We start from the raw sequence: 22,685 nt of genomic DNA on the forward strand, positions 1-22,685 counted from the left end.
CCGGCGGACGTACCCGCGGCCGTCGAGGCCGGGGCCGAGGGTGTCGGTCTGTTCCGTACCGAGTTCCTGTTCCTTGACGACAGCAAGAACGCTCCGTCGGAGGAGAAGCAGGTCGAGGCCTACCGGCAGGTCCTCGAGGCGTTTCCCGAGGGCCGTGTCGTGGTGCGGGTACTGGATGCCGGTGCCGACAAACCGCTCGACTTCCTCACTCCGGGCGATGAGCCCAACCCCGCTCTGGGCGTGCGTGGTCTGCGGACACTGCTCGACCATCCGGAGGTGCTGCGCACTCAGCTGACCGCGCTGGCCAAGGCCGCCGAAGGGCTGCCGGTCTACCTGGAAGTCATGGCGCCGATGGTGGCGGACCGCGCCGACGCCAAGGCGTTCGCCGACGCGTGCCGTGAGGCGGGGCTGCGGGCGAAGTTCGGCGCGATGGTGGAGATTCCGTCGGCCGCGTTGCGGGCGCGCTCGATACTGCAGGAGGTCGAGTTCCTGTCGCTGGGGACCAACGACCTCGCGCAGTACACCTTCGCCGCGGACCGTCAGGTGGGTGCGGTGTCCCGTCTGCAGGATCCGTGGCAACCCGCGCTGCTCGACCTGGTCGCGCTGTCCGCCGAGGCTGCCACGGCCGAGGGCAAGAGCTGTGGTGTCTGTGGCGAGGCCGCGTCCGACCCGCTGCTCGCGTGCGTGCTGACCGGCCTGGGTGTCACCTCGCTTTCCATGGGGGCGGCTTCGATTCCCTACGTCCGGGCGACCCTGGCGAAGTTCACCCTGGCACAGTGTGAGCGGGCCGCGGCTGCCGCGCGGGCCGCGGACAGTGCCGAGGAGGCGCGCGACGCCGCTCAGGCCGTACTGTCCGGCGAGTAGCCGGTTCGAAGCGGCTGTCCGCTGTCCCGGAGGGGGCGCCCCACTTGTGAGTGGGGCGCCCCCTCCGGCGTTCAGTGGTGGTGTCCCAATTGTGGTCCGGTGTCTCCGAGGTCGGGGGGTACGCAGTAGTCGACGTCCGATTCAGGTGAGATGAGGTCGCCGGATTCGATGTCGGTGCAGTAGGCGTCGAAGACCTCTCCGGCGGTGAGGGGTTCGAGGCCCTCGCCTCGCAGGCGCCAGCCGTAGATGCGGTCCGGGGTGCCGGGGACGCTTGTGCGCATGACGAGGCCGCCGGGGCTGTGGGTGGCGAGGCCCAGGGCCAGGACCGTGGTGAATTCGAGGGCTTCTGCCTCGTCGAGTTGGGTGTCGCCGTCGGTGTCCTCGTCGGCGTGGAGCACGGACAGGAGGGTCTCCGGGGTGCCCGTGACGCTGCAGACAAGGTGATGGTTGCCCGGGAGGGCGGTGTCCAGGACGCGGACGAGCAGGTGCGAGGCGCGCACGAAGGCCGCGCGGCCGACGTCCTCACCACAGGAGGCACACGCGCCGAGGCGGGCCAGCAGGGTACTCGCGTACTCCCAGGTGGCCTGCCGTACGGCTTCGTCCACGAGGGCCGGCACCAGGTCGGTCAGCGACTGTCCGTCGTACGGGATGGTCGGGCCTGTGGTGGCGAGTTCCGCGGTGAAGCGTGTGCGGCTCGACGGGAAGTCGGGGTCCAGGCCCGTGTCCGCGCAGAAGTCGGCGTACTCCTGCGGGTCGAAGAGTGCGACGGTGGTGTGGCTGCCTTGTGCGGCGCGGATCCGGAGGAGGTCTTCGACCTGTCGGAGATAGGTCGTGTGGTCGTCGAAGGTGAAGGTGCGGTAACGCCGCATCGCCCGGAAGTCGTGCTCGTCTGTGAGCAGGCCGATGGTGCCGGCGATTTCGCGGCGCAGGACTCGCCGCATGGTCTGGTGGTCGGTGTGCGCCATGTTTCCCCCTGTGCACGGTCGATCAATGCTCACTCACAGTAACGGGCGGCACTGACAACGGGGCTTGGGCAAGGCGGTCCCGGACGAGTCTGCGTTGGATCAGGCAGGTCACGGCGATGGTGGTACCGAAGGCCGTCCAGCCGATCGGGCCTGTGACGATGGCAGCGGTGACGGCGAGTGGCCCGATGCTGCGCTGGGCGGACTGGGCAAGGCCGTGGACGCCGAGGTAGGAGCCCAGGGAGGTGTCGGGCGCGAGGGCGACGGAGAGTTCCCAGGACACGGTGGCGTGCAGCATCTCAGCCATCGTGAAGGCGGCGGCCGCGGCGGTGAGGAGCAACGTGGCCGTGAGGGGGCCACCGGTGGCCGAGAGCGCCATGGTGACGCCGCCCAGAGCGACGGCGGCGGAGTGCGGGACGAGCAGGTTGCGTGCGGCTGCCGTGGTGGTGCCGAAGCGGGCGAGGGGGACCTGCAGGGCCACCACCATCACGTTGTTGAGGACGAGCAGCAGGGGTGCGAGACCGTGCGGTGCGTTGCTCGCGTGGGCGATCCACAGGGGCAGCCCGACCTTGAAGACGGCGTCGTCCAGGAAGAGGACGGTTTCGGTGGCGACGTAGGCGAGGTAGGTGCGGTCGCGCCAGGGGCTTGTCGGCGCGGCCGGGGGTTCGGGGTTCTTCGACCCGGCGACGGTGCGGGACGAGGACGTGGGTTCGCCGCAGCGGAGGGTGAGGAGCGCGGTGGCGACGAAGGACAGGGCGTCGCCGACCAGGAGCCATTGGTATGCGGCCGTGCTGTCGAGGGTGAGCGCGGCTGCGGCGGCGAGGCCGCCCAGGGCCCAGCCGGCGTTGGCGACGGTTCGTTGGAGGGCCTGGTAGCGGACGCGTTCGGGTCCGGCGGCCCGGGTTGCGTAGAGCTTGGTGAGGACGTTCGCGGCCCGGTCGCCGAGGCTGCCGACTGCCGAGTAGACGAGGAGCAGGACGTAGTTGTCCGTGGTGATCAGGGCGACGGAGGCCAGCGCGCGCAGGAGTTGGAGCGCGGGCAGGACACGGGTGAGCGGCAGACGGTCGGCGATGCTGCCTCCGATCGGTGCGCCGGCGATTCCGACGGCCCCGGCGACGGCGACGAGGGTGCCGACCTCGGCGAGGGAGAGGCCGGAGACGTAGGTGAAGTAGAGGACGGACACGGATGCCCACAGACCGCTGCCGACGCGGTCGACGAAGGCCACCCCGAGCATTTTGCGTCCGTCACGCCCACCGGGTAACCCTCTCGACCATGTGGTTGCGCGACGTATCGGATGCACTGCTCCCCCTTGCTTCCAGTTATGTACTGATACATACTTGGTAACGTGGCAATACAATATGGGATCAGTGGTACGACAGCCAAGGGGATTGCCGCCTCGGTGGAACGGGGCGTAGCAGAAGGGGCGTTGGGGCCGGGCGCCGCGCTGCCGTCGGTGCGGCGGCTCGCGGACGAACTCGCGGTGAGTCCGGGGACGGTCGCCACGGCCTACAAGGAACTGCGACAGCGCGGAATCGTCGTCACGCGCGGGCGCGGTGGAACAGTGGTGGCGCCCGCTCCGGCAGTGGCGTCGCGACGGCCGCCCAAAGTCCCGGACGGGCTGCGGGACTTGGCCGGCGGGCATCCCGATCCTCGGCTGCTGCCCAGCCTGGTGCCGCCCTCCCGCCTGTCCCCCGGGGCCCGGTCGCATCGTTCGACCCCACGACTGGCGCGGCTGGAGGACGCCGTGCGCGACTGGTTGCGGCCCGACGGCGTGCCTGTGGAACAAGTGACGTTCGCGCACGGAGCCCTGGATCTGATCGGACGGCTACTGTCCGTGGAGCTGCGGCCCGGCGACGGCGTGGCCATGGAGGATCCCGGATATCACCATCTGCTGGATCTGGTCACGGCTCTGGGGCTGCGTGTCGTTCCGGTGGCCGTCGATGACGAGGGCGTGCGCCCCGACGCGGTACGGAAAGCACTGCACGCGGGTGTGCGCGCCCTGGTGTGCAGTCCGCGGGCGCAGAACCCGTACGGCGGCCGCTTCTCCACCGCGCGCCGCGACGAACTCGTCGCCCTGCTGAGGGACCAGCCCGATGTGCTGGTCGTGGAGAACGACCACGCGTCCGCCGTGGCCCAGGCGCCCTTGCGGACCATGGCCGGCCACGGTCTGACGCGCTGGGTGCATGTGCGGACGGTCAGCAAGTTCCTGGGCACCGACCTGAGGTGGGCGGCGGCGGCCTGCGACGCGACCACGCTGGCCCGGCACGACGGACGGTTGCTGCTCACCTCTGGCTGGGTCAGTCATCTGCTCCAGGAGACCGTGCTCGGGCTGATGACGGACGAGGGCACGCGCGCGTTGTCGGCGCGCGCCGAGGAGCAGTACGGGGTACGACGCAGCGCTCTCCTTCGGGAGCTCCGAGAACGTGGCATCGAGGCGCACGGGGCGAGTGGGATCAACCTGTGGGTGCCCGTGCGGGACGAGTCCGCGGTGGTGAACGGGCTGCGGTCGCACGGCTGGTGGGTCGCGGCGGGCGCCCGGTTCCGGATGGCGGCCGGCCCGGGCGTGCGGATCTCCGTGGCGGATCTCGAACCGGTCGACGCGGCTCGGCTGGCCTCGCACTTCGCCGTGGTGCTCGGCGAGTCCGAGGCCACCTATGGCGGTTGACCGCCCCTGAAGTAGCGGTCAGGCGCGCTTGCGGGCCAGGTCCTCGTAGAAGTGCAGCAGGTCGAGGTTGTCGACGGAGCCCGGGTTGACCGCCTTCTCCAAGGAGGTGCCTTGAAGGAGGCGCTTCACCGGAACCTCGATGCGCTTCCCGGTGAGGGTGTGCGGAACCCCGGGCACCTCGATGACCTCGTCGGGGACGTGGCGGGGCGACAGTTGTTCGCGGATGGTCCGCTTGATGCGGTTCAGGAGTGCCTCGTCGAGGACGGCACCGGGGGCGAGGTGCACGAAGAGGGGCATCCAGTAGCCGCCGTCGGGCTGTTCGATGCCGATGACGAGGGATTCCCTGATCTCCGGGAGGCGTTCGACCGCCTCGTAGATGTCGGCTGAACCCATGCGCACGCCCTGGCGGTTGAGCGTCGAGTCGGAGCGGCCGTGGATGACGACCGAGCCGCGCGAGGTGACGGTGATCCAGTCGCCGTGGCGCCACACGCCGGGATAGGTGTCGAAGTAGCTCTCCTGGTAGCGGCTTCCGTCGGGGTCGTTCCAGAAGCGGACCGGCATCGACGGCATGGGGTTGGTGACCACGAGCTCGCCGACCTCGTCGACGAGGGGGTTGCCGCTCGGGTCCCAGGACTGGAGGTCCGTGCCCAGGCCGGGCGCCTGGAGTTCGCCGATGTGGACCGGGAGGGTCGGTACGGCTCCCGCGAAGCAGGAGCACACGTCGGTGCCGCCGCTGACGGACGCGATCCACAGATCGGCGCCGCTCTCTGCGAACTCGTCGTGCAGCCAGCGGAACCCGTCGGGCGGCAGGGGCGAGCCGGTGGTGGCGACGCACTTCACCCGGGAGAGGTCATGGTCGCGGCCGGGGTGCACGTCGGCCTTGCGGCACGCCATGACGTAGGCGGCGGAGGTGCCGAAGAGGGTGGTTTCGGTGCGTTCGGCGATCCGCCACTGGGCGCCGGTGTCAGGGTATCCGGGGCTGCCGTCGTAGAGGACGATCGTCGTGCCCGTCAGGAGGCCGGAGACGAGGAAGTTCCACATCATCCAGCCGGTGGACGTGTACCAGAAGAAGCGGTCCTTGGATCCGAGGTCACAGTGCAGGCCGAGTTGTTTGAGGTGCTCGACGAGGATGCCCCCCTGGGACTGGACGATGGCCTTGGGCAGGCCGGTCGTGCCCGAGGAGTAGAGCACCCACAGAGGGTGGTCGAAGGGCACCTGCTCGAAGACGGGCTCCGTGTCGGCGCTCGTCAGGGCCGACCACTCCAGGGCGCCCTCGGGGGCCTCGGTGCCCAGCAGGGGGATGTGGACGACCGCACGCAGGGTGGGCAGTTCGCGGCACAGTTCGGCGACCGTGTCGCGGCGGTCGTGCTCCTTGCCGCCGTAGCGATAACCGTCGACGGTGAACAGGACGACCGGTTCCACCTGCTGGAAGCGGTCCAGAACGCTTCGGGCGCCGAAGTCCGGGGCGCAGGACGTCCAGACGCCGCCCACGGCGGCGGTGGCGAGCAGGGCGACGACGGCCTGGGGAATGTTCGGCAGGTAGCCGCTGACGCGGTCTCCGGGACCTACGCCGAGGGCGCGCAGCTCGGCTGCCAGGGATCCGACCTGACGGCGCAGCTCGGACCAGCTCACGGGAGTGAGCTCGTGGGTCTCGTCGACATACAGGAGGGCGGGTTCGTCCGTGCGGGTGGCGCTCGCGCGCAAGGCGTGCTCGGCGTAGTTCAGAGTCGATCCGGGGAACCACTGGGCACCGGGCATCGAACGGTCACCGAGCACGCGCGCGTAGGGGGTCGAGAACCGCACGTCGAACCACTCCGCGACGGCTTTCCAGAACGTGTCCAGTGCGTCGACGGACCAGCGGTGCAGCGCGTGATAGCCGCCCTCGGCAGGGGCTCCGTGGTGGTGCGCGGCCCAGGACTGGAACCTGGTGATCTGTGCCTGGGCGATGCGTTCCGGATCAGGCTGCCAGAGCGGCTGGGGGTTCTCGGTCGGCATGGGGCGGCTCCCGGACTCTGCGCGTCGTGTGCGTCCTCCGCGCACGGCTGGGGTGTGCGCGCGACGCGGCTGATACGGACGATGCCATGTGATCGACTCGTACACCAGGGCGTGTCCCACATAGTCCGTGTCGTGAAGATGTGGTCCCGGCACGGGTGAACGGAAGTTGAACGACACCCACATGAGGACCGGTCAATGGCAGGCTGAGCAGCATGGACGGTCGTGACCTGGTGCGCTCGGTGAAGATCGGTTCGGCGGGGGCGGCCCAGAGGGTGCGTACCGTACGGGCCGCGTGGCGCAGGAGACGTGCCGATGCCGCCGGGTTGCCACGGCGGGGGGCCGAGCGGGCGCGGGTGCCCGGGCCCGTGCGGGAGGTGGAGCCGGGGCCCGGGGGCGGTGTCGTCCGGTTCAGCCGCTCCGAGCTGCGGATCACCGTGGCTGTGAACGGTGCCGTGTTCTGGGGCTGGGACGGGGCCGCTCCGGAGCCGTCGTACGCGCTCGCCGGTCGTAGCCCGGAGCCCGACCCCCGGGCGGTGCTCGAGCCGGACAAGGACGGCGGCTGGCGGGTGGTGGCCGAGCGGGTGACGGTCGTCGTCTCACGGCACGGCGCGATCGAGGTCCTCACGCCCGGCGGGGTGCTGCTGCGCAGGGATCTGCCGCCGCGCTGGTGGGAGCCGGTGGGGGGTGGCACAGCACGTTGGATGCAACGCTCCGAGGTGGCCGCCGACGCGCGGTTCTTCGGGCTCGGCGGACGGGCTTCGGGCCCTCGGCTGCGTGACGGGACGTACCGGCTGTGGAACACCGACCCCGGACGGCCCTTCGGCCCCGGCGACGATCCGCTGTACGTCACGATGCCGGTGCAGTTGGTGGTCGCGGACGCGGCCACCCATCTGGTGTTCCACGACACCTCCTGGGACGGCACGGTGACCCTGCGGGAGGGCGAGGAGGGCGCCGGGTCGGGCCACGACCGCGAGGGCACGTCCGAGCTGCGGATGGACGGCGGTCCGCTCCGCTGCTGGGTCATGGTGGGCACTCCCGCGCGCGTGCTGCTCGCCTGGGCCTCGCTCACCGGGGCGCCCGCCCTGCCGCCCGCCTGGGCGCTCGGCCACCATCACGCCCGGTGGGGCTTCGGCGGCGAGCAGGAAGTACGGCGGATCGTCTCGGGCTACCTGGAGCGCGATCTTCCGCTCGACGCGGTCCATCTGGACATCGACCACTACGACGCCCACCAGGTGTTCACGGTCGACACCGAGCGCTTCCCGAAGCTGCCTCAGCTCGCCGAGGACCTGCTGCGGGACGGGATCCGCCTGGTGTCGATCGTCGATCCCGCGGTAAAGGCCGAACCGGGCAACGACGTGTTCGACAGCGGGACGGCCGAGGACGTGTTCGTACGGGACGCGTCGGGACAGCTCGTGCGCGGAGTCGCCTGGCCCGGGGAGGTCGCTTACCCGGACTTCACCCACGCGCGGGTGCGGCAGTGGTGGGGCCGCCTCTACGAAGAGCGCGTCAGTCAGGGATTCTCGGGGTTCTGGCACGCCGTGAACGAACCGACCTCGTTCACGGCGTTCGGGGAGTCGACCCTGCCCCGTTCGGCCCGGCACGCGCTGGAGGGAAGGGGCGGGGACCATCGTGAGGCGCACAACGTGTACGCCCTCTGCATGGCCCAGGCCGCCTATGAGGCACTGTCCGGTCTGACTCCCCAGGAGCGCCCTTTCGTCTTCTCACGCTCCGGCTGGGCGGGCATGCAGCGCTACGGCGGTACGTGGTCCGGTGATGTCGCCACGGGTTGGCCCGGGCTGCGTGCCTCGCTGTCGCTGATCCTGGGCCTCGGGCTGTGCGGGGTGCCGTACTCGGGGCCGGACGTGGGCGGCTTCGACGGGAGCCCGTCGCCCGAGCTCTATCTGCGGTGGTTCCAGCTGGGCTCGTATCTGCCGCTGTTCCGTACGCACGCGAGTCTGCGAGCCGGACGCCGGGAGCCCTGGGAGTTCGGTGCCGAGGTGCTGGAGCACGCGCGCGTGGCGCTCGTCGAACGCCGGCGGCTGCTGCCGTACTTCGTGACCCTGGCCCATCTGGCCCGCCGTACGGGGGCGCCCTATGTGCGGCCGCTGTGGTGGGCGGCACCCGAGGACCGCGCGCTGCGCGACTGCGAGGACGCGTTCCTGCTGGGTGACTGCCTGCTGGTGGCGCCGGTGCTGGATCCAGGGACGGACCGGCGGGCGGTGCAGCTCCCCCGAGGCCGCTGGTACGACACGGCCACGGAGCAGGTTCACGAAGGACCAGGACAGGTCCTCGTGGACTCGCCCCTGGCACGCGTTCCGGTGCTCGCGCGCGCGGGCGCCGTCATTCCGGTGCGCGGGGAGGACGGCCGGCAGGAACTGGAGGTCTGGGCGCCCGCCCACGGACGGACCGGGGGCGGGCTGATCGTGCAGGACGTGGGCGACGGCCGGCCCGAGCCGGAGATCGAGCGCTACCTCGCCCGCTGGGAGGACGGCCGGGTGGTCGTCGAGCGGGAGGGCGAGGACGGCCCGAGCGAGTCGCCTCACCCGGTCCGGATACGAGGGCTCGGGGCGAGCTGACGTCAGACGTACCGGCCTTCGAACCATGCCCGTACGGCCAGGGTGTGCAGGGGGAAAGCGAGCTCCTCCGGCCTGCGCAGGAGCTGCCAGCCCTCCGTCTCGTCGGTGGCCGCGGAGGGCGGGAGACCTTCGACAGGGCGCTCCGGCAGGACCCCGAACAGCAGGAGGTGGCCGTCGGGTGAGCTCACCGCGTCGACGAGCCGTATGTCACGGCTCGCCGCCTCGATGCCGGTTTCTTCCTTGAGCTCACGGACCAGGGCCTGCCGCCAGTCCTCGCGGTGGTCGACGTAACCACCGGGCAACGCGACGCCTCCGCGCGCGGGGGCCACTGTTCGGGTGATGACCACGAGGGCGGCGCCCTGTGTGTCGTAGACGGGCTGGAGGGCCACCGCCACGGGGAGTGGATTGCGGTACGCCACGGTGTGGCAGGCCGGGCAGGTGCGGGGCCAGCCGGAGACGCCCTCGCCGTAGGGAGTTCCACAGCTCGAACAGTGGGATCCGGGCGCGGAGTTGGGGGTGAAGCGCTGAGTTTCGGACACGCGGCGGACTGTATCCGATCATCGGAAGGTCGTCTTCCGGGGGCGGCTCAGTCACCGCTGGTCAGCGACTTCTCGGACACCGGGAAGTCGAAGTAGGTGTCGGGATAGGACTCGGGCTTGAAGGTGTAGTGCCACCACTCCTCGGCGAGGTTGACGAAGCCGCGGTCCTCGAGGGCGCTCTTCAGGAGCAGCCGGTTGGCTCGCTGTTCACCCTCGACGCGAGGGTCGAGGGTGTGGGAGAGCGTGTCGAAGCAGTCGAATCCGGTGCCCATGTCGACGGAGTTGTCCGGGAAACGCTCACTCTTGGGCGCGTAGCAGGGGACCAGGGACTCTCCGGGCAGATACGGCCTGGTTGGTTCGGCAGGGAGCTTCACCAGCGTGAGGTCCATGGTCGAGCCGCGGCTGTGGCCGGATTTCTCGGCGATGTAACCGTCCTCGAACAGACGGGTCTTGTCGACGTCCGGGTAGAACTCGCCCTTCATCGACTGGTCGTCGAGGTCCTCGGCCCAGCGGACGAAGTGGTCCACGGCGCGCTGTGGGCGGTAGCAGTCGTAGACCTTGAGGGTGTAGCCCTTGCGCAGGAGCTCGCTCTGCGCCTTGTGGAGCGCTTCCGCGGCGGGCCGGGTGAGGATGCACAGAGGCTGCCGGTAGCCGTCGATGCGCTCGCCGACGAAGTTGTGCGGGGTGAGGTAGCGCATCTCCTGGATGATCGTCGGGTCCACCGTCCTCAGGGCCACGAAGTCCGCCGGCGCCTTCGGTTCGGTGCTCGCGTGAGCGTGAGCGTGAGCGTGAGCGGGGGCGGAGACGGCGGTGACGGTCAGCAAGGTGGCGAACGTGGTGACGAGACCGCGAAATGCGTTGGAGAGTCGTGTCATGTCTCCTGCATTTATCAGGAACGTGTTCCGTCGGGGAAGCGATCGGATGCAGTTCTCCTCGAAGATCCCCTCGAAGAGCCCTCAAAGGCGCCCGGTCGTCGGGGCTGCCCGTGGAGCGGTGCCCGTGGCACACTTCTGACGATCCGTCAGACTCTTTGCCGAGGAGGGGCCTTGCCGCGCACACCGACGCCCGTGGTCGCCGGGTGGTTCACCGGCGACGGAGATGACTTCCGGCTCCTCGGCACCCGCTGCCGCGCCTGTTCATCGGTGTTCTTCCCTCGCGAGGACGCCCATTGCCGTAATCCCGGGTGCCTCGGCGGCGACCTGGAGGAAGTGCCCCTGTCGCGGCGCGGGCGGGTCTGGTCGTACACGGACGCGCGCTACCGGCCTCCGTCACCCTATGTGACCGACCCGGAACTTCCGTGGGAGCCGTACGCGTTGATCGCTGTGGAGCTGGAGGCAGAGCGGATGGTGGTGCTGGGACAGGCGGTTCCCGGAGTCGCCGTCACCGATCTGGCGGTGGGCATGGAGGTGGAGGTCGTGCCCGGTGTGCTCCATGAGGACGCGGAGACGATCTGGACGACATGGCAGTGGCGGCCGACGGGGGTGACGGCATGACGCGGGAGGTGGCGGTGCTCGGCGCGGGCATGCATCCGTGGGGCAAGTGGGGGCGCGCATTCGTCGAGTACGGCGTCGTGGCCGCCCGCGCGGCGCTCGTCGACGCCGGACTGGACTGGCGGGAGGTCGGCTCGATCGTCGGCGCGGACACGGTGCGCGGCGGCTATCCGGGTTATGTCGCCGGGGCGACCTTCGCGAAGGCACTGGGCTGGCAGGGGGCTCGGGTCTCAAGCGTGTACGCGGCGTGCGCGTCGGGGGCCCAGGCCATCAACACCGCACGCGCGCAGATCCTTTCGGGTCTCACGGACGTGGTACTCGTGGTCGGGGCGGACGCCGCCCCCAAGGGCTTCTTCCGGCCGGCGGGCGGGGACCGACCCGACGACCCGGACTGGCTGCGCTTCCGGGCGCTGGGGGCCACCAATCCGACGTACTTCGGACTGTACGCGCGTCGTCGAATGGCCCTGCACGGGGACACCACGGAGGACTTCGCGCAGGTCAAGGTGAAGAACGCGGCCCTGGGCGCGCTGAATCCGTACGCCCGCTACCGCAAGCGGGTCAGCGCCGAGGAGGTCGCCGCCTCCGCCGTGGTCGCCGATCCGCTGCGGCTGCTCGACATCTGCGCGACCTCGGACGGAGGGGCGGCCGTGGTGCTGTCGAGCATGGAGTTCGCGCGTCGGCAGGGAGTGTCGGAGCCGGTGCGGATCCGGGCCGTCTCCACGGTGACGCCGCGCTACCCCACCACCGTGCTGGATCTGCCGGACATCGCGACGGACTCCGCGGTCGCGGTCGCGCCCACCACGGAGACGTTCCGGGCGTCCATCGCGCGGTCGGCCTACGAGGAGGCCGGCGTCGGGCCCGAGGATCTCTCTCTCGCGGAGGTGTACGACCTGTGCACCGCCCTGGAGTTGCAGTGGTACGAGGACCTGGGGCTGTGCGGGGAGGGCGAGGGCGTGAAGTTGCTGCGAGAAGGCGCGACGGCCCTCGGCGGGCGCATACCCGTCAACACGAGCGGGGGACTCGCCTCCTTCGGAGAGGCCGTCCCGGCTCAGGCCATCGCTCAGGTCTGCGAACTGACCTGGCAGTTGCGGGGAGTTGCGGGCGACCGGCAGGTCGAGGGCGCGCGCGTGGGGATCACGGCGAACCAGGGGCTGTTCGGGCACGGGTCGGCGGTGGTCGCGGTGCGCTGACGGGTGAGGGCCGACTGAGCGTCGGCTGGAGGGCGCCTTGTCGGGCCGCCTGGTAGGAGTACGGCCCGCGCCGACGTCACGTCGTGACGGTCTGGCGGTGCTGCGCCGTGTAGGCCATCGCGTGCCGGACGACACCGATGAGGACTTCCTTGACGGACTCCCGTTCACGGGCGTCGCACAGCAGCACCGGTACGTCCTCGTCGAGGTCGAGGGCCTGGCGGACGTCGTCCTGCGGGTAACGGACGGATCCGTCGAAGCAGTTGACGCCGACGACGAAGGGTATGGAACGCCGTTCGAAGTAGTCGACGGCGGCGAAGCAGTCCTCCAGGCGGCGGGTGTCGGCGAGCACGACAGCGCCGAGTGCGCCCTCCGACAACTCGTCCCACATGAACCAGAACCGCTCCTGCCCGGGAGTTCCGAACAGGTACAGCACCAGGTCCTCGCGGAGCGTGATGCGGCCGAAGTCCATCGCCACGGTGGTGGTGTGCTTGCTTTCCACCCCGCTGATGTCGTCGACCGGGCGTCCGGCCTCGGTGAGGTACTCCTCGGTGTGCAACGGCCTGATCTCGCTGACCGCTCCGACGAGAGTCGTCTTGCCCACGCCGAAGCCTCCGGCCACCAGGATCTTGAACGTGGCGGGCTCGACCGGGGGCTTGCCTCGCTCAGAACGCCCGAAGATCATCGGTCTCTTCTCCTGCTTGATGGGGGTGGGAGGACGGCGGGCCGCCGTCCGGCGCCGCCGCTGCCGTAGCGGACCGCGAACTCGCCGAACGGGAGGGGCAGTCGCCACTCCGACCTCTGGGACTGCGAGTCGCGAGTCGGTCATAGGGGGCTGGAGGACAGGCGCTGTGGGCCGACCTGCCGCGGATGGTCGTCGACGATCGGTCAGATCATATCGAAAGGGCCGGTTCGAGGGCCCACCCGGACCGGTGGATTCCGCTTGGCGGGCCCGTCCCGGACCGGTTCCGCCCCGCCCTGCACACGATCTCCCCGACCGCCGTCCGTGAGCGCCTCACGGCGCTCACCGAACCGGCCCTTTCGGGACGGGGAGCACGGTCACAACGCCCTGAGGCCGTTGATCACATCGCGCAGGATGCTCTCGTCCGGCAGTTCCGCCGGCGGCACGGGCCGGTTCACGTGGACGAACTCCGCGTCCACCAGGTCCCCTATGAGAACCCGTATCACTCCGATGGGCAGGTTGAGTTCGGCGGACAGTTCGGCGACCGACTGCGGGGCGTCACGGCACAGGTCGACGATGTCCACGTGCTCCGGGGAGAGCGTGTGGTCGCCTTCCGGGTCGTCCGCGTGGCTTTCCGTGACGACCACCGCGATGACGTCGAGGCGGTGCTGGGCCGCACTGGTGGTGCGGCCCCGCGTCATGGCGTACGGACGGACCACCGGTCCGGCCTCGTCGTCGAACCAGTGACTACTTCCCTGACCGTCTGTGCTCATGCAATCCCACTACCCGCCCTGAGGCAGATCGGTGCGCGGAGCGGCACTCAGATGCGCGCCGACCCGCTTCACCAGGAGCGTCATCTCGTATGCGACCAGACCCACGTCCGAGTCGGCGTCCGAGAGCACGGCCAGACAGCTGCCGTCGCCGGCGGCTGTGACGAACAGGAAGGCGTCGTCCAGTTCCACGACCGTCTGGCGGACGCTGCCCGCCTCGAAGTGGCGGCCCACGCCCTTGGCGAGGCTGTGGAATCCGGAAGCGACGGCGGCCAGATGCTCGCTGTCCTCTCGGGTCAGGTCGGCGGAGAGCCCGATCGGCAGCCCGTCGCCGGACAGCACGAGGGCCTTGCGGATGCTCGCGACGCGGTCCACCAGGTCGTCCAGGAGCCAGTTGAGCTCGCCGGACTTCTCGAATGCGGTGTGGCCGGTCGGCTTCGGTGCGGTCATCGACCGTCCCCCTTAGTCGTTCGTTGTGGTGCTGCGCCGCTCTGGGTGTCGTCACCCGCGGCGTTCTCCTCACGGCCGCGCTGCCAGCCACGCTGGAGCGAGGCCATGCGGCTGCGTACCTCGTCGGCGTCCCGTTCGTCGAGCCCGGGCCCGTTGTCGTTGCGCGGCTCGGGTCCCTTCTTCAGCTGCGGAGCCAGGTTGGCCTGCCGTACGCGGCGGGGCAGAGGGGCCGCGCCGGAGGGAGCGTCGGGCCCGGGCGCCGGGCCCTGCCTCGCGATACCCGAGCCGGAACCGGAGCCGACTCCCGCCGGGCCGGAGCCGGGCCCTTGCCTGGCGGGTCCGGAGCCGGGTTCCCGTGTCGTTGCGCGGCCGCCGGGGTCGCGGGAGGGATCGCTCGGTGCGCCCAGGCTGCTCGGGCCGCTCGACGCGATCTCGGCACGGCGGGTGCGCCTGGGAAGCGCGTGCGCCTCGGGTGACTCCCCGCGCTCTCGGCTCGGCGACGCCGGGGATGTGGAGGCCTCGGTGCGCTGTTCGTCGAGGCGGTCGGCGACACCGGTCGCGCGGCGTTGCTGGCCTGCTCCGCGACGGCGGGCAGGCAGCGGCGGCGCCTGCGAGCGCGACCTGCTCGGGTCCGGCGGGGCCACCTCGTCCACCTCATCGCGGCGCGACCGCTGCTCTGGAACCGGCCGTCCGTGCGAGCTGACCAGCTTGGGGGCCCCTCGGCGGGGCAGCGGGACCGGAGCGTTCGCGTCGTCCGTGTCGGCCGCTCGCGTACCGCCGATGCCGGGGGTCTCATGCGGTTTCTCGTGTTCCTCGCCCTGGCGGCCCATCGTGACGTCGTCCGTGCGGGTGGTGGAACGGCGTGGGCGGAACAGCCCGCCGCGTTCGCTGTCCTCGTCGTCGAGAGCACCCGGGAAGTCGTCCAGAGTGTCCAGGTCGACGGGGGCCTCCAGCTCGACCGGACCGTCCAGGACCGCGGGTGCCAACCCCGGCAACTGGGCCGGCGCCGCGGAGAGCGGGGTGCGACGGGCCACTTCCCGTTGGGCTTCCTTGGGCGGCTGGGGCCGGTCGAGGCGGAAGCCGATGCCGTTGGTGTCCGGAACGTCGTCCGTGAGCAGGGTGTCCGGGATGAAGACGACGGCTGTCGTACCGCCGTACGGCGACGGCTGCAGGGAGACCCGGACGTTCTGTCGCTGGGCGAGCCGGCTGACCACGAACAGGCCCAGCCGGTCGGTGTCGGACAGTTCGAACTCCGGTGTCTCGGCGAGCCGGAGGTTGGCGTCCAGAAGCGCGTCGGCCGCCATGCCGAGACCGCGGTCGTGAATTTCCAGGGTGAAGCCGTTGGCGACACGCTCGCCCACTACCTGAACGGCGGTGTGTGGCGGGGAGAACACCGTGGCGTTCTCCAGGAGTTCGGCGACGAGGTGCGTGAGGTCCGCCACCGCCGGGCCGGTGACGGCGACCCTGGGGAGCCGACGGACCTCGATGCGCTCGTAGTCCTCGACTTCGGCCACGGCGGCTCGGACGACGTCCATGAGCTGCACCGGCTTGCGCCACTGCCGGGAGGGGGCGGCGCCGGAGAGGATCACCAGACCCTCGGCGTGCCGGCGCATCCGGGTGGTCAGGTGGTCGAGGCGGAACAGGTCGGCGAGTTCGTCGGTGTCCTCGGTCCTGCGTTCCATGCTGTCGAGCAGGGTGAGCTGCTTGTGGAGCAGGACCTGGCTGCGGCGGGCGAGGTTCACGAAGACCTCGGCGACGCCGGCCCGGAGTTCGGCCTGTTTGACGGCCGCCTCGACAGCCGCACGCTGCAGGGTGTTGAGAGCCTGGCCGACCTCGCCTATCTCGTTCTTGTCGTATTCCAGCCGCGGGACCTCGGTCTCCACGTCCACCTCTTCGCCCGCGGAGAGACGGCGCATCACGCTGGGCAGCCGTACACCGGACGCCTCGTGGGCCTCCAGGCGCAGTTGCCGCAGGTCGCGGATGAGGGTGCGGCCGACGCGCACGGACAGCACGAGCGAGGCGAGCAGGGCGACCAGGCCGAGAGCGCCGGCGACGGACGCCTTGACGATGACGCCGATGGCGTCCGGGCGGACCCGGTCCTGATAGCGGTCGCCCGCCTCGTCGTCGAGGGTGGTCAGGTCGTCGAGCACACTGCCGGCGGCTACGTCCCAGTTCTTGGCGGTGACGGCACGAGCGGTTCCGGGGTCGGAGGAGATGACCGCCTGCTCGGCCGACCGCAAGGGGGCGGAGTTCGCGTTCTTCCAGAAGCTCTCGTAGCGCTCACGCTCCGCCGGGGGCAGCACCGGCAGGCTGATGTCGTACAACAGGGTGCGCTGGGCGACGAGGTCGGAGACGTCCCGGATCTCCTCGCGGGAGAGTTTCCCGACCACCAGGGAGGAACCGAGCAAAGCGTCCTCACGGGACAGCAGTTCGCGGGCGCGGGTGACGTTCACCAGGGCGCGGGCCTGCTTGTCCAGCTCCACGCTGTCAACGCCGTCGAGCGAGGCCAGAAGGGCGTAGCAGGGATCGACGAGTCGGTTGTACAGGTCGAGGGCCTGGGACCGGGTCACGGTGCCCTCCTCGACGCTGCGCCTCAGCGAGTCGATGCCGTCGAAGGCGTCCAGGACGGCGGTGATGCGTTCGTCGTCGTCCGCGTCCAGGCCGTCGCGGAGGTCGGGGTCCTTCGCGTCCGCACGGAGCTTGGTGACGGCGCCGTCGGTGGCGTCCCGGGTGGTACGGAGCGCGGACAACGCGTCCGAGGCCCGGGGATCCGCGAGGTAGACGAGCGTCTGTCGGCGTTCCTGTTGCAGGACACGGACGGTGTCCTCGGTGGGGTAGCCGACCTTCTCGACGACGGACGAGACATGGAACAGCTGGGCCACTTCCCGGCCCGTGAGTACCGTGGCGAAGCCCCAGATCGCCATCAGGGACACCAGCGGCACGAGAAGCAGCGCCACGATCTTCCGGCGGATCGATTTCCCGCGAAAGCGCATGGCCTCCCCCAGCTCGACCCCCCTTTCGACAGGGGGTACACATGTGCGTCAACAAACGGCGCGAGCCTACTACCGACGCGCACTCAACTCGAAGACCGGTCCGGAGGCTGAGCTTCCGCACCTGCGGCGAGACATGGGGAGTTGTCCGCTCATTGGGGGAGATCACCCCCTGCTCTTTCCTGACGAGCGCCGGGACGGACGGAGCGGACTGCCTGGCCAGTTGGCTGGATCTTTACGTTCGGCGGGAATCTTGGAGGTGCGTTGTTCGTCCTTCTCTACGGGAGTTGGGGGCGGAATCGGCCACAGGAGCCGTGTCCCGCCACTGGGCGGCGTAAGACAGCGCAAGCCGGGCAGTCACTGGGGAGCCGGGTCTTCGGACCCGGGGCGAGCGGTCTGCCGGCGGTGGGGAGTGACATGTTGATGGGCACGGCGGAGCGGCACGAGGCGCCGTCGGAGGGCGGGGCGGATGCGGATGACGTGGCGGCACATCTGACGGCACGACAGGCCCTCGATGCGCCGGATCACGACATTCCGAAGGCCGGCCCCGGGCCAAGAGACGGACGTGGGGCCAGAACGGCCTCGGAGGGCGGTCCGGCGACGCGGGAGAGCGCGGCCAGGACGAATGGCGACGCCGCATCCCGGCCGAGTGGTGTGGCCGAAGAGCAGCCGTACTACCGGCCCTTGTGGGTCGAGGAGCCGGCGCGGCGTCGCCGGTTGCCCGATCCCGTGCGGACGTCGGCGGTCCGGGCGGTACTGATCATCGCGGTGACGCTGGTACAGGCGATGGTGGCCTTCCTGTGCACCATGGCGGGTTCCTGGCTGGCCTTTCCGATGGTGCTGAGCGGTGTGGCCAGCACCGTGCTGGCCACCTGGGGCGCGCTCGACGTCTGGGTGACCCGGCAGGTGTGGAACCAGCGCAACGGAGTGGTGTCCACACCCAGCAGCACCGCGCGCGCCCTGCGACGCGAACGGCGCAAGGCCCGCCGCCAGGCGCGGGCCACCGAGCGGACCCAGGAGCGGATACGCCGGCGCGAGGGCACCGGGCAGGTGGCGCACCCGTAGGAGCCCTGCGGGCCCCATGGAACCCGCTGGCCCCACGCGAGGACGAGGCACCGCCTGCCGAGCCGTTCGCCGAACCGCCCGCCGCGGCGCCGATGGCACCTGCGCGGGACCACCTGGCCCGGCCGATCCACTGTCGGCCCGGTGGTTCTCAGGATGCGGCCGACCGCACCCGGCCCTCCTCCCGGGCGAGTTCGCGCCGCGCCCTCATGAAGGGGCGCGGTCGGTCCACGGAGAGCACCGCGGTCGTACGGCCGTCCCGCTCGTACAGGGCGACGAATCCGCCGTCGGCCGGTGCTCCGTCGGCCAGTTCACCCTCGGCGATGCGGACGGTGTCGCCGTCCTGTCGACGGCCGGCGAACTGGATGCGCGCGCCGTACTGGTCCGACCAGAAATAGGGCAGCGACCGCACGGTGTCCAGCGTGCGCCCGGCGAGCAGGTTGGCCACAGCGACGCGGGGCTGCTCGGTCGCGGAGGTCCAGTGTTCGGCCCGGGTACCGCCGACGCGGGCGACATCGCCGACGGCGACCACCTGCGGCAGTGCCGTCACGCAGCCGTCGTCGCAGAGCACGCCGTCGTGGAGGGCGAGTGTCGAGCCCGCCAGCCAGCCGGTGTTGGGGGTGGCTCCGATGCCGACGATCACCACGTCGGCGGGCAGAGTCCGACCGTCGGTGAGTTCGACGCCGGTGACCGAGACGGGCCCGCACAGGCCGGTCACCCCGGTGCCCGTGACCAGGTCCACCCCGCCGCGCTGGTGCAGCGCGGCGCACACGGAGGCCATCTCGGCGCCGAGTTGCGGCACGAGCGGGAGGGGTGCGGACTCGACCACGGTCACGGTGTGGCCGAGGGCCGCGCAGGAGGAGGCGGTTTCGGCACCGATGAAGCCACCGCCGATGACAACGACCTGGCGCGGGCCGTCAGCGAGTTCGTCGCGCAGTGCGCGGGCGTCGTCGAGGGTGCGCAGGGTGTGGACGCCGCCGAGGCTGTCGCCCGGGAGGCGGCGTGCCGAGGCTCCGGTGGCGATGACGACGCCGTCGGTGGACACGGTGCGGCCGTCGTCGAGCAGGAGGGTGCGACCGCGGACGTCGAGTCCTCGGGCTCGGGTACCGAGGAGCCACTCGGCGTCGAGTTCGGTGGTCTCCTCGTCGTCCGCGAGCAGGAGCCGGGCCTCGTCGGCGCGGCCGGTGAGGAAGTCCTTGGAGAGGGGAGGCCGGTCGTAGGGGCGATGGGGCTCGTCGCCGACGATCACCAGTCGCCCGTCGAAGCCCTGGGCGCGCAGTTCCCGGGCCGCGTACAGGCCGGCGAGGGAGGCGCCGACGACGGTCAGGGTCCTCATGCGGTACGGCTCCTGTCACTCGGCGGCGGGTGCGGGGCCGTGGTGCAGAAGGGGGTGGTTCCAGGGGGCGTACGCCACTGGGGCCCGGTGCTCATGCGGGTACTCATGCGGCGGTCCCCTCCTCCGCGGTGAGGTGGACGTGGACGACGTCGTCGTCGATGGTGACGCGGTGGGTGCGTACGGGCCGCCGGGCCGGCAGGCAGGTCGGTCGGCCCGTACGGAGATCGAATGAAGCCGCGTGCAGCGGGCATTCGACCAGACAGCCCTCCAGCCAGCCCTCGGAGAGTGAGGCGTCCTGGTGGGTGCAGGTGTCGTCGATGGCGTACAGCTCGCCGTCGTCGGTGCGGAACACGGCGATGGGCGGTGACGTCCCGATGCGGACGGACTCGCCCTCGGGGAGGTCTTCGAGGCGGCAGACGGGTATCACGGGCCCCCCTCTCGGTCCGGGACACTCGGTCCGGACTGTGTGGTCCAGGCGGGAACAGGGACTCGGACCGGCGTCGGTCCTGAGTTCTCGGCGTGCCGGGGCAGCACTGGTCCAGCACGCCGGAATCGGAAGGTGCCGGACCCGCGTCGGTCCGGACTGTCCGGCCCCTTCCGGGCGCCGGACGCTTCGGTAACATGATGTTCCACATGACGCACAAGAGAGCGCCATGCGCAACAGAATCCGGGCGGGGCGACCGTCCCGTCAAGGGTTTCCCGCAGATGCGGCCCGAACTGGGCCCACAGGTGGTGAGAGTTCAGCCATGACCCGCACGCAGAAGCAGTCCGACGGTAGCGAGGAGAAGGCCGCGAACCCGGAGAAGAACGGCAGAGGGTCGGCCAGCGCCGTCCAGTCCGTGGACCGCGCCGTGAGCGTGCTGGAGATCCTCGCCCGGCACGGCGAGGTGGGGGTCACCGAGATCGCCGACGAGCTGGACGTCCACAAGTCGACCGCGTTCCGGCTGCTCGGCGTCCTGGAGAACCGCGGCCTGGTGGCTCAGGCCAAGGACCGCGGCAAGTACTACCTGGGGGCCGGTGTACTGCGCCTGGCGGGGGCGGCGGCAGTGCGGCTGGACGTCTCCCAGGAGGGAGTCCCGGTGTGTCGGGAACTCGCCGACGAGCTGGGCGAGACCGTGAACATCGGGGTCCTCGACGACGACGCGGCGGTCAACATCATGCAGGCGCGCGGCACGGCATCCGTGACCGCGCAGAACTGGCTGGGCCGGCGCACCCCGCTGCACGCCACCTCCAGCGGCAAGGTGCTGCTGGCGCACCTGCCGCCCACCCTGCGCGAGGGCCTGCTCGCGCGCTCCCTGCCGCGCTTCACGGAACGGACCATCACCGGCGCTTCCGTGCTGCGGGGCGAACTGGAGGCGGTGGTGGAGCAGGGCTACGCGGTCACCATCGAGGAGTTGGAGCTGGGCCTCGCCGCCGCGGCGGCACCGATCCGCGCGCACGACGGCAAGGTGATCGCCGCCATCAGCGTGTCGGGGCCGGTCTACCGGATGAGCAGCGACCGGCTGCCGGAGCTGGCCAAGCGCACGGTGGCAGCCGGGGCGGAACTGTCGCGCCGGATGGGATACGGCTTCTGACGCGGACCCCGCGCGCCGCCGAGGGCGCTCTCCGCACACGGCGCGGGCCCGGAATCCTCCGGTCCCGCGCCGTCGTGTGTCCGGCAGGTTTCGCCCCACAGGTTCCTTTTGCCAAGGGTTAACTCGCACCCCTTGACGGCCGCTCGATAGCGTTCCCACTATGTTCCTCATCGCGCAACCCATCGTGCATTGCGCAACAGCAGAGGAGCTGGGTCGTGCCACATGAGGTCCGTGCCGTAGTCGCTGTGAAGAGGGGCTCACCCGTCGAGGTGCAGACGATCGTCGTGCCGGACCCCGGCCCCGGAGAGGTACTCGTCGCCGTGCAGGCCTGCGGGGTCTGCCACACGGACCTGCACTACCGCGAGGGCGCGATCACGGACGACTTCCCGTTCCTGCTCGGTCATGAGGCGGCCGGCACGATCGAGGCGGTCGGCGCGGGGGTCACCGACCTCGCACCCGGCGACTACGTGGTGCTGGCATGGCGCGCGCCCTGCGGCTCCTGCCGTTCCTGTCGCCGGGGCCGCCCCTGGTACTGCTTCGACTCCCGCAACGCCACGCAGCCGATGACGCTGCTGGACGGCACCCCGCTCAGCAACGCCCTGGGCATCGGCGCCTTCGCCGAGAAGACCCTGGTCGCGGCGGGCCAGGCCGTCAAGATCGACCCGGCCGCCCGTCCGGAGGCCGCGGGTCTCATCGGCTGTGGCGTGATGGCGGGTTACGGGGCGGCGGTCAACACCGGCCAGGTGGGCCGCGGCGACTCGGTCGCCGTCATCGGCTGCGGCGGCGTCGGCAACGCGGCCATCGCGGGCGCCTGCCTCAACGGTGCCATGAAGGTCATCGCCGTCGACATCGACGACAAGAAGCTCGACCAGGCGGAGAAGTTCGGCGCGACGCACACCGTCAACTCCCGTGGCACGGACCCGATCGAGGCGGTACGGGCGCTGACCGACGGCTTCGGCGTCGACATCGCGATCGACGCCGTGGGCCGCCCGGAGACCTTCACGCAGGCCTTCTACATGCGCGACCACGCGGGTCTCCTGGTCCAGGTCGGCGTGCCGTCCCCCGAGATGAAGGTCGAACTCCCGCTGATCGACGTGTTCTCGCGCGGCGGCGCCATCAAGTCGTCGTGGTACGGCGACTGTCTGCCGAGCCGCGACTTCCCGTTCCTCATCGACCAGTACCTCTACGGCCTCCTGGATCTGAACGCGTTCGTCACCGAGACCATCGCGCTCGACCAGGTGGAACAGGCCTTCGCCAAGATGCACCGCGGCGAGGTGCTGCGCTCGGTGGTGGTCCTTTGAATCCTCCCCCAGCTGAAGCAGGGGGATTCCTGGCTCACGCAGCCTGCGGGTCAGCGACCCAACAGGTCTTCCACGATCAACACCAGCCGGGTTGAAACCAGCCCGGTTTGATACGGCGAAGCTTGGAGGTGCATGTGCTGTCTTGGCTCTCGATCAACACGGCGTGCGCGCTTGGTTCTCGCAACACACGGCATGCAGTTTACCCGATCACGTGGACGGTATTTCGCCCTTGGGGCGAAATC

General features: G+C 70.6%; 19 protein-coding genes (1 of these 19 running past the window's edge). 8 read left to right on the forward strand and 11 right to left on the reverse strand.

Features of this window, described 5'->3' with window-relative positions:
- Nucleotides 1–864 carry the 3' portion of a phosphoenolpyruvate--protein phosphotransferase gene (ptsP, locus tag OHA64_RS08400; RefSeq protein ID WP_405610220.1) on the forward strand. The gene continues 807 nt to the left of window position 1, outside the view, so only the last 864 of its 1,671 coding nucleotides appear in the window; the start codon falls outside the window, past its left edge; its stop codon occupies nucleotides 862–864.
- A 71-nt stretch (nucleotides 865–935) separates the two neighbouring features.
- On the opposite strand, the gene OHA64_RS08405 is transcribed toward ptsP, so the two are convergent.
- Both OHA64_RS08405 and OHA64_RS08410 read right to left on the reverse strand, forming a co-directional pair.
- Nucleotides 936–1,829 carry a hypothetical protein gene (locus OHA64_RS08405; RefSeq protein ID WP_405610223.1) on the reverse strand — a complete coding sequence of 298 codons (894 nt, stop codon included), beginning with the start codon at nucleotides 1,827–1,829 and terminating at the stop codon, nucleotides 936–938.
- Nucleotides 1,830–1,851: 22 nt separating this feature from the next.
- On the reverse strand, nucleotides 1,852–3,060 hold the full coding sequence (locus OHA64_RS08410; RefSeq protein WP_405610226.1) for an MFS transporter: 1,209 nt from the start codon (nucleotides 3,058–3,060) through the stop codon (nucleotides 1,852–1,854).
- Nucleotides 3,061–3,171: 111 nt separating this feature from the next.
- On the opposite strand from OHA64_RS08410, the gene OHA64_RS08415 reads away from it, so the two are divergent.
- The gene (locus OHA64_RS08415; protein ID WP_405610229.1) at nucleotides 3,172–4,491 is read left to right on the forward strand and encodes an aminotransferase class I/II-fold pyridoxal phosphate-dependent enzyme; all 1,320 of its coding nucleotides are present in this window, start codon (nucleotides 3,172–3,174) and stop codon (nucleotides 4,489–4,491) included.
- 18 nt (nucleotides 4,492–4,509) lie between these two features.
- Here the strand turns inward: OHA64_RS08415 and OHA64_RS08420 are convergent, their stop codons facing one another.
- The gene (locus OHA64_RS08420; RefSeq protein WP_405610232.1) at nucleotides 4,510–6,486 is read right to left on the reverse strand and encodes an acetoacetate--CoA ligase; all 1,977 of its coding nucleotides are present in this window, start codon (nucleotides 6,484–6,486) and stop codon (nucleotides 4,510–4,512) included.
- Nucleotides 6,487–6,698: 212 nt separating this feature from the next.
- Between OHA64_RS08420 and OHA64_RS08425 the strand changes: the two genes are divergently transcribed.
- Nucleotides 6,699–9,062, forward strand: coding sequence for a glycoside hydrolase family 31 protein (locus OHA64_RS08425; RefSeq protein WP_405610234.1), 2,364 nt, complete (start codon nucleotides 6,699–6,701; stop codon nucleotides 9,060–9,062).
- Nucleotides 9,063–9,064: 2 nt separating this feature from the next.
- Here the strand turns inward: OHA64_RS08425 and OHA64_RS08430 are convergent, their stop codons facing one another.
- Together OHA64_RS08430 and OHA64_RS08435 are read right to left on the reverse strand one after the other, a co-directional pair.
- On the reverse strand, nucleotides 9,065–9,601 hold the full coding sequence (locus OHA64_RS08430; RefSeq protein WP_405610237.1) for an NUDIX domain-containing protein: 537 nt from the start codon (nucleotides 9,599–9,601) through the stop codon (nucleotides 9,065–9,067).
- A 47-nt stretch (nucleotides 9,602–9,648) separates the two neighbouring features.
- Nucleotides 9,649–10,476 carry a M15 family metallopeptidase gene (locus OHA64_RS08435; protein ID WP_405610240.1) on the reverse strand — a complete coding sequence of 276 codons (828 nt, stop codon included), beginning with the start codon at nucleotides 10,474–10,476 and terminating at the stop codon, nucleotides 9,649–9,651.
- A gap of 192 nt (nucleotides 10,477–10,668) precedes the next feature.
- Between OHA64_RS08435 and OHA64_RS08440 the strand changes: the two genes are divergently transcribed.
- Nucleotides 10,669–11,094, forward strand: coding sequence for a Zn-ribbon domain-containing OB-fold protein (locus OHA64_RS08440; protein ID WP_405623904.1), 426 nt, complete (start codon nucleotides 10,669–10,671; stop codon nucleotides 11,092–11,094).
- Complete coding sequence (locus tag OHA64_RS08445; RefSeq protein WP_405610243.1) at nucleotides 11,091–12,281, forward strand: lipid-transfer protein; 1,191 nt, start codon at nucleotides 11,091–11,093, stop codon at nucleotides 12,279–12,281. The genes OHA64_RS08440 and OHA64_RS08445 overlap by 4 nt, the downstream gene beginning before the upstream one ends.
- 76 nt (nucleotides 12,282–12,357) lie before the next feature.
- Here the strand turns inward: OHA64_RS08445 and OHA64_RS08450 are convergent, their stop codons facing one another.
- The 4 genes from OHA64_RS08450 to OHA64_RS08465 form a co-directional block, all read right to left on the reverse strand.
- The gene (locus tag OHA64_RS08450) at nucleotides 12,358–12,963 is read right to left on the reverse strand and encodes a GTP-binding protein (protein ID WP_405610246.1); all 606 of its coding nucleotides are present in this window, start codon (nucleotides 12,961–12,963) and stop codon (nucleotides 12,358–12,360) included.
- A 374-nt stretch (nucleotides 12,964–13,337) separates the two neighbouring features.
- On the reverse strand, nucleotides 13,338–13,733 hold the full coding sequence (locus OHA64_RS08455; RefSeq protein ID WP_405610249.1) for a DUF742 domain-containing protein: 396 nt from the start codon (nucleotides 13,731–13,733) through the stop codon (nucleotides 13,338–13,340).
- A gap of 9 nt (nucleotides 13,734–13,742) precedes the next feature.
- Complete coding sequence (locus OHA64_RS08460; protein WP_405610252.1) at nucleotides 13,743–14,180, reverse strand: roadblock/LC7 domain-containing protein; 438 nt, start codon at nucleotides 14,178–14,180, stop codon at nucleotides 13,743–13,745.
- Nucleotides 14,177–17,173, reverse strand: coding sequence for a nitrate- and nitrite sensing domain-containing protein (locus OHA64_RS08465; RefSeq protein ID WP_405610255.1), 2,997 nt, complete (start codon nucleotides 17,171–17,173; stop codon nucleotides 14,177–14,179). The genes OHA64_RS08460 and OHA64_RS08465 overlap by 4 nt, the downstream gene beginning before the upstream one ends.
- Before the next feature lie 420 nt (nucleotides 17,174–17,593).
- Here OHA64_RS08465 and OHA64_RS08470 point away from each other — a divergent pair, with 420 nt between their 5' ends.
- Nucleotides 17,594–18,235 (forward strand): hypothetical protein, encoded by a 642-nt coding sequence (locus tag OHA64_RS08470; RefSeq protein WP_405623905.1) that lies wholly within the window; start codon nucleotides 17,594–17,596, stop codon nucleotides 18,233–18,235.
- Between the two features lie 148 nt (nucleotides 18,236–18,383).
- Here OHA64_RS08470 and OHA64_RS08475 read toward each other — a convergent pair whose 3' ends face one another.
- Together OHA64_RS08475 and OHA64_RS08480 are read right to left on the reverse strand one after the other, a co-directional pair.
- Nucleotides 18,384–19,568, reverse strand: coding sequence for an NAD(P)/FAD-dependent oxidoreductase (locus OHA64_RS08475; RefSeq protein ID WP_405610258.1), 1,185 nt, complete (start codon nucleotides 19,566–19,568; stop codon nucleotides 18,384–18,386).
- A gap of 103 nt (nucleotides 19,569–19,671) precedes the next feature.
- Complete coding sequence (locus OHA64_RS08480) at nucleotides 19,672–19,995, reverse strand: bifunctional 3-phenylpropionate/cinnamic acid dioxygenase ferredoxin subunit (protein WP_405610261.1); 324 nt, start codon at nucleotides 19,993–19,995, stop codon at nucleotides 19,672–19,674.
- A 319-nt stretch (nucleotides 19,996–20,314) separates the two neighbouring features.
- On the opposite strand from OHA64_RS08480, the gene OHA64_RS08485 reads away from it, so the two are divergent.
- Together OHA64_RS08485 and OHA64_RS08490 are read left to right on the forward strand one after the other, a co-directional pair.
- Complete coding sequence (locus OHA64_RS08485; RefSeq protein WP_405610264.1) at nucleotides 20,315–21,142, forward strand: IclR family transcriptional regulator; 828 nt, start codon at nucleotides 20,315–20,317, stop codon at nucleotides 21,140–21,142.
- A 215-nt stretch (nucleotides 21,143–21,357) separates the two neighbouring features.
- The gene (locus OHA64_RS08490) at nucleotides 21,358–22,443 is read left to right on the forward strand and encodes an S-(hydroxymethyl)mycothiol dehydrogenase (RefSeq protein WP_405610267.1); all 1,086 of its coding nucleotides are present in this window, start codon (nucleotides 21,358–21,360) and stop codon (nucleotides 22,441–22,443) included.
- The last annotated feature ends 242 nt before the right edge of the window (nucleotides 22,444–22,685 follow it).

Source organism: Streptomyces sp. NBC_00076, assembly GCF_045041235.1.
Classification (GTDB): Bacteria; Actinomycetota; Actinomycetes; order Streptomycetales; family Streptomycetaceae; genus Streptomyces.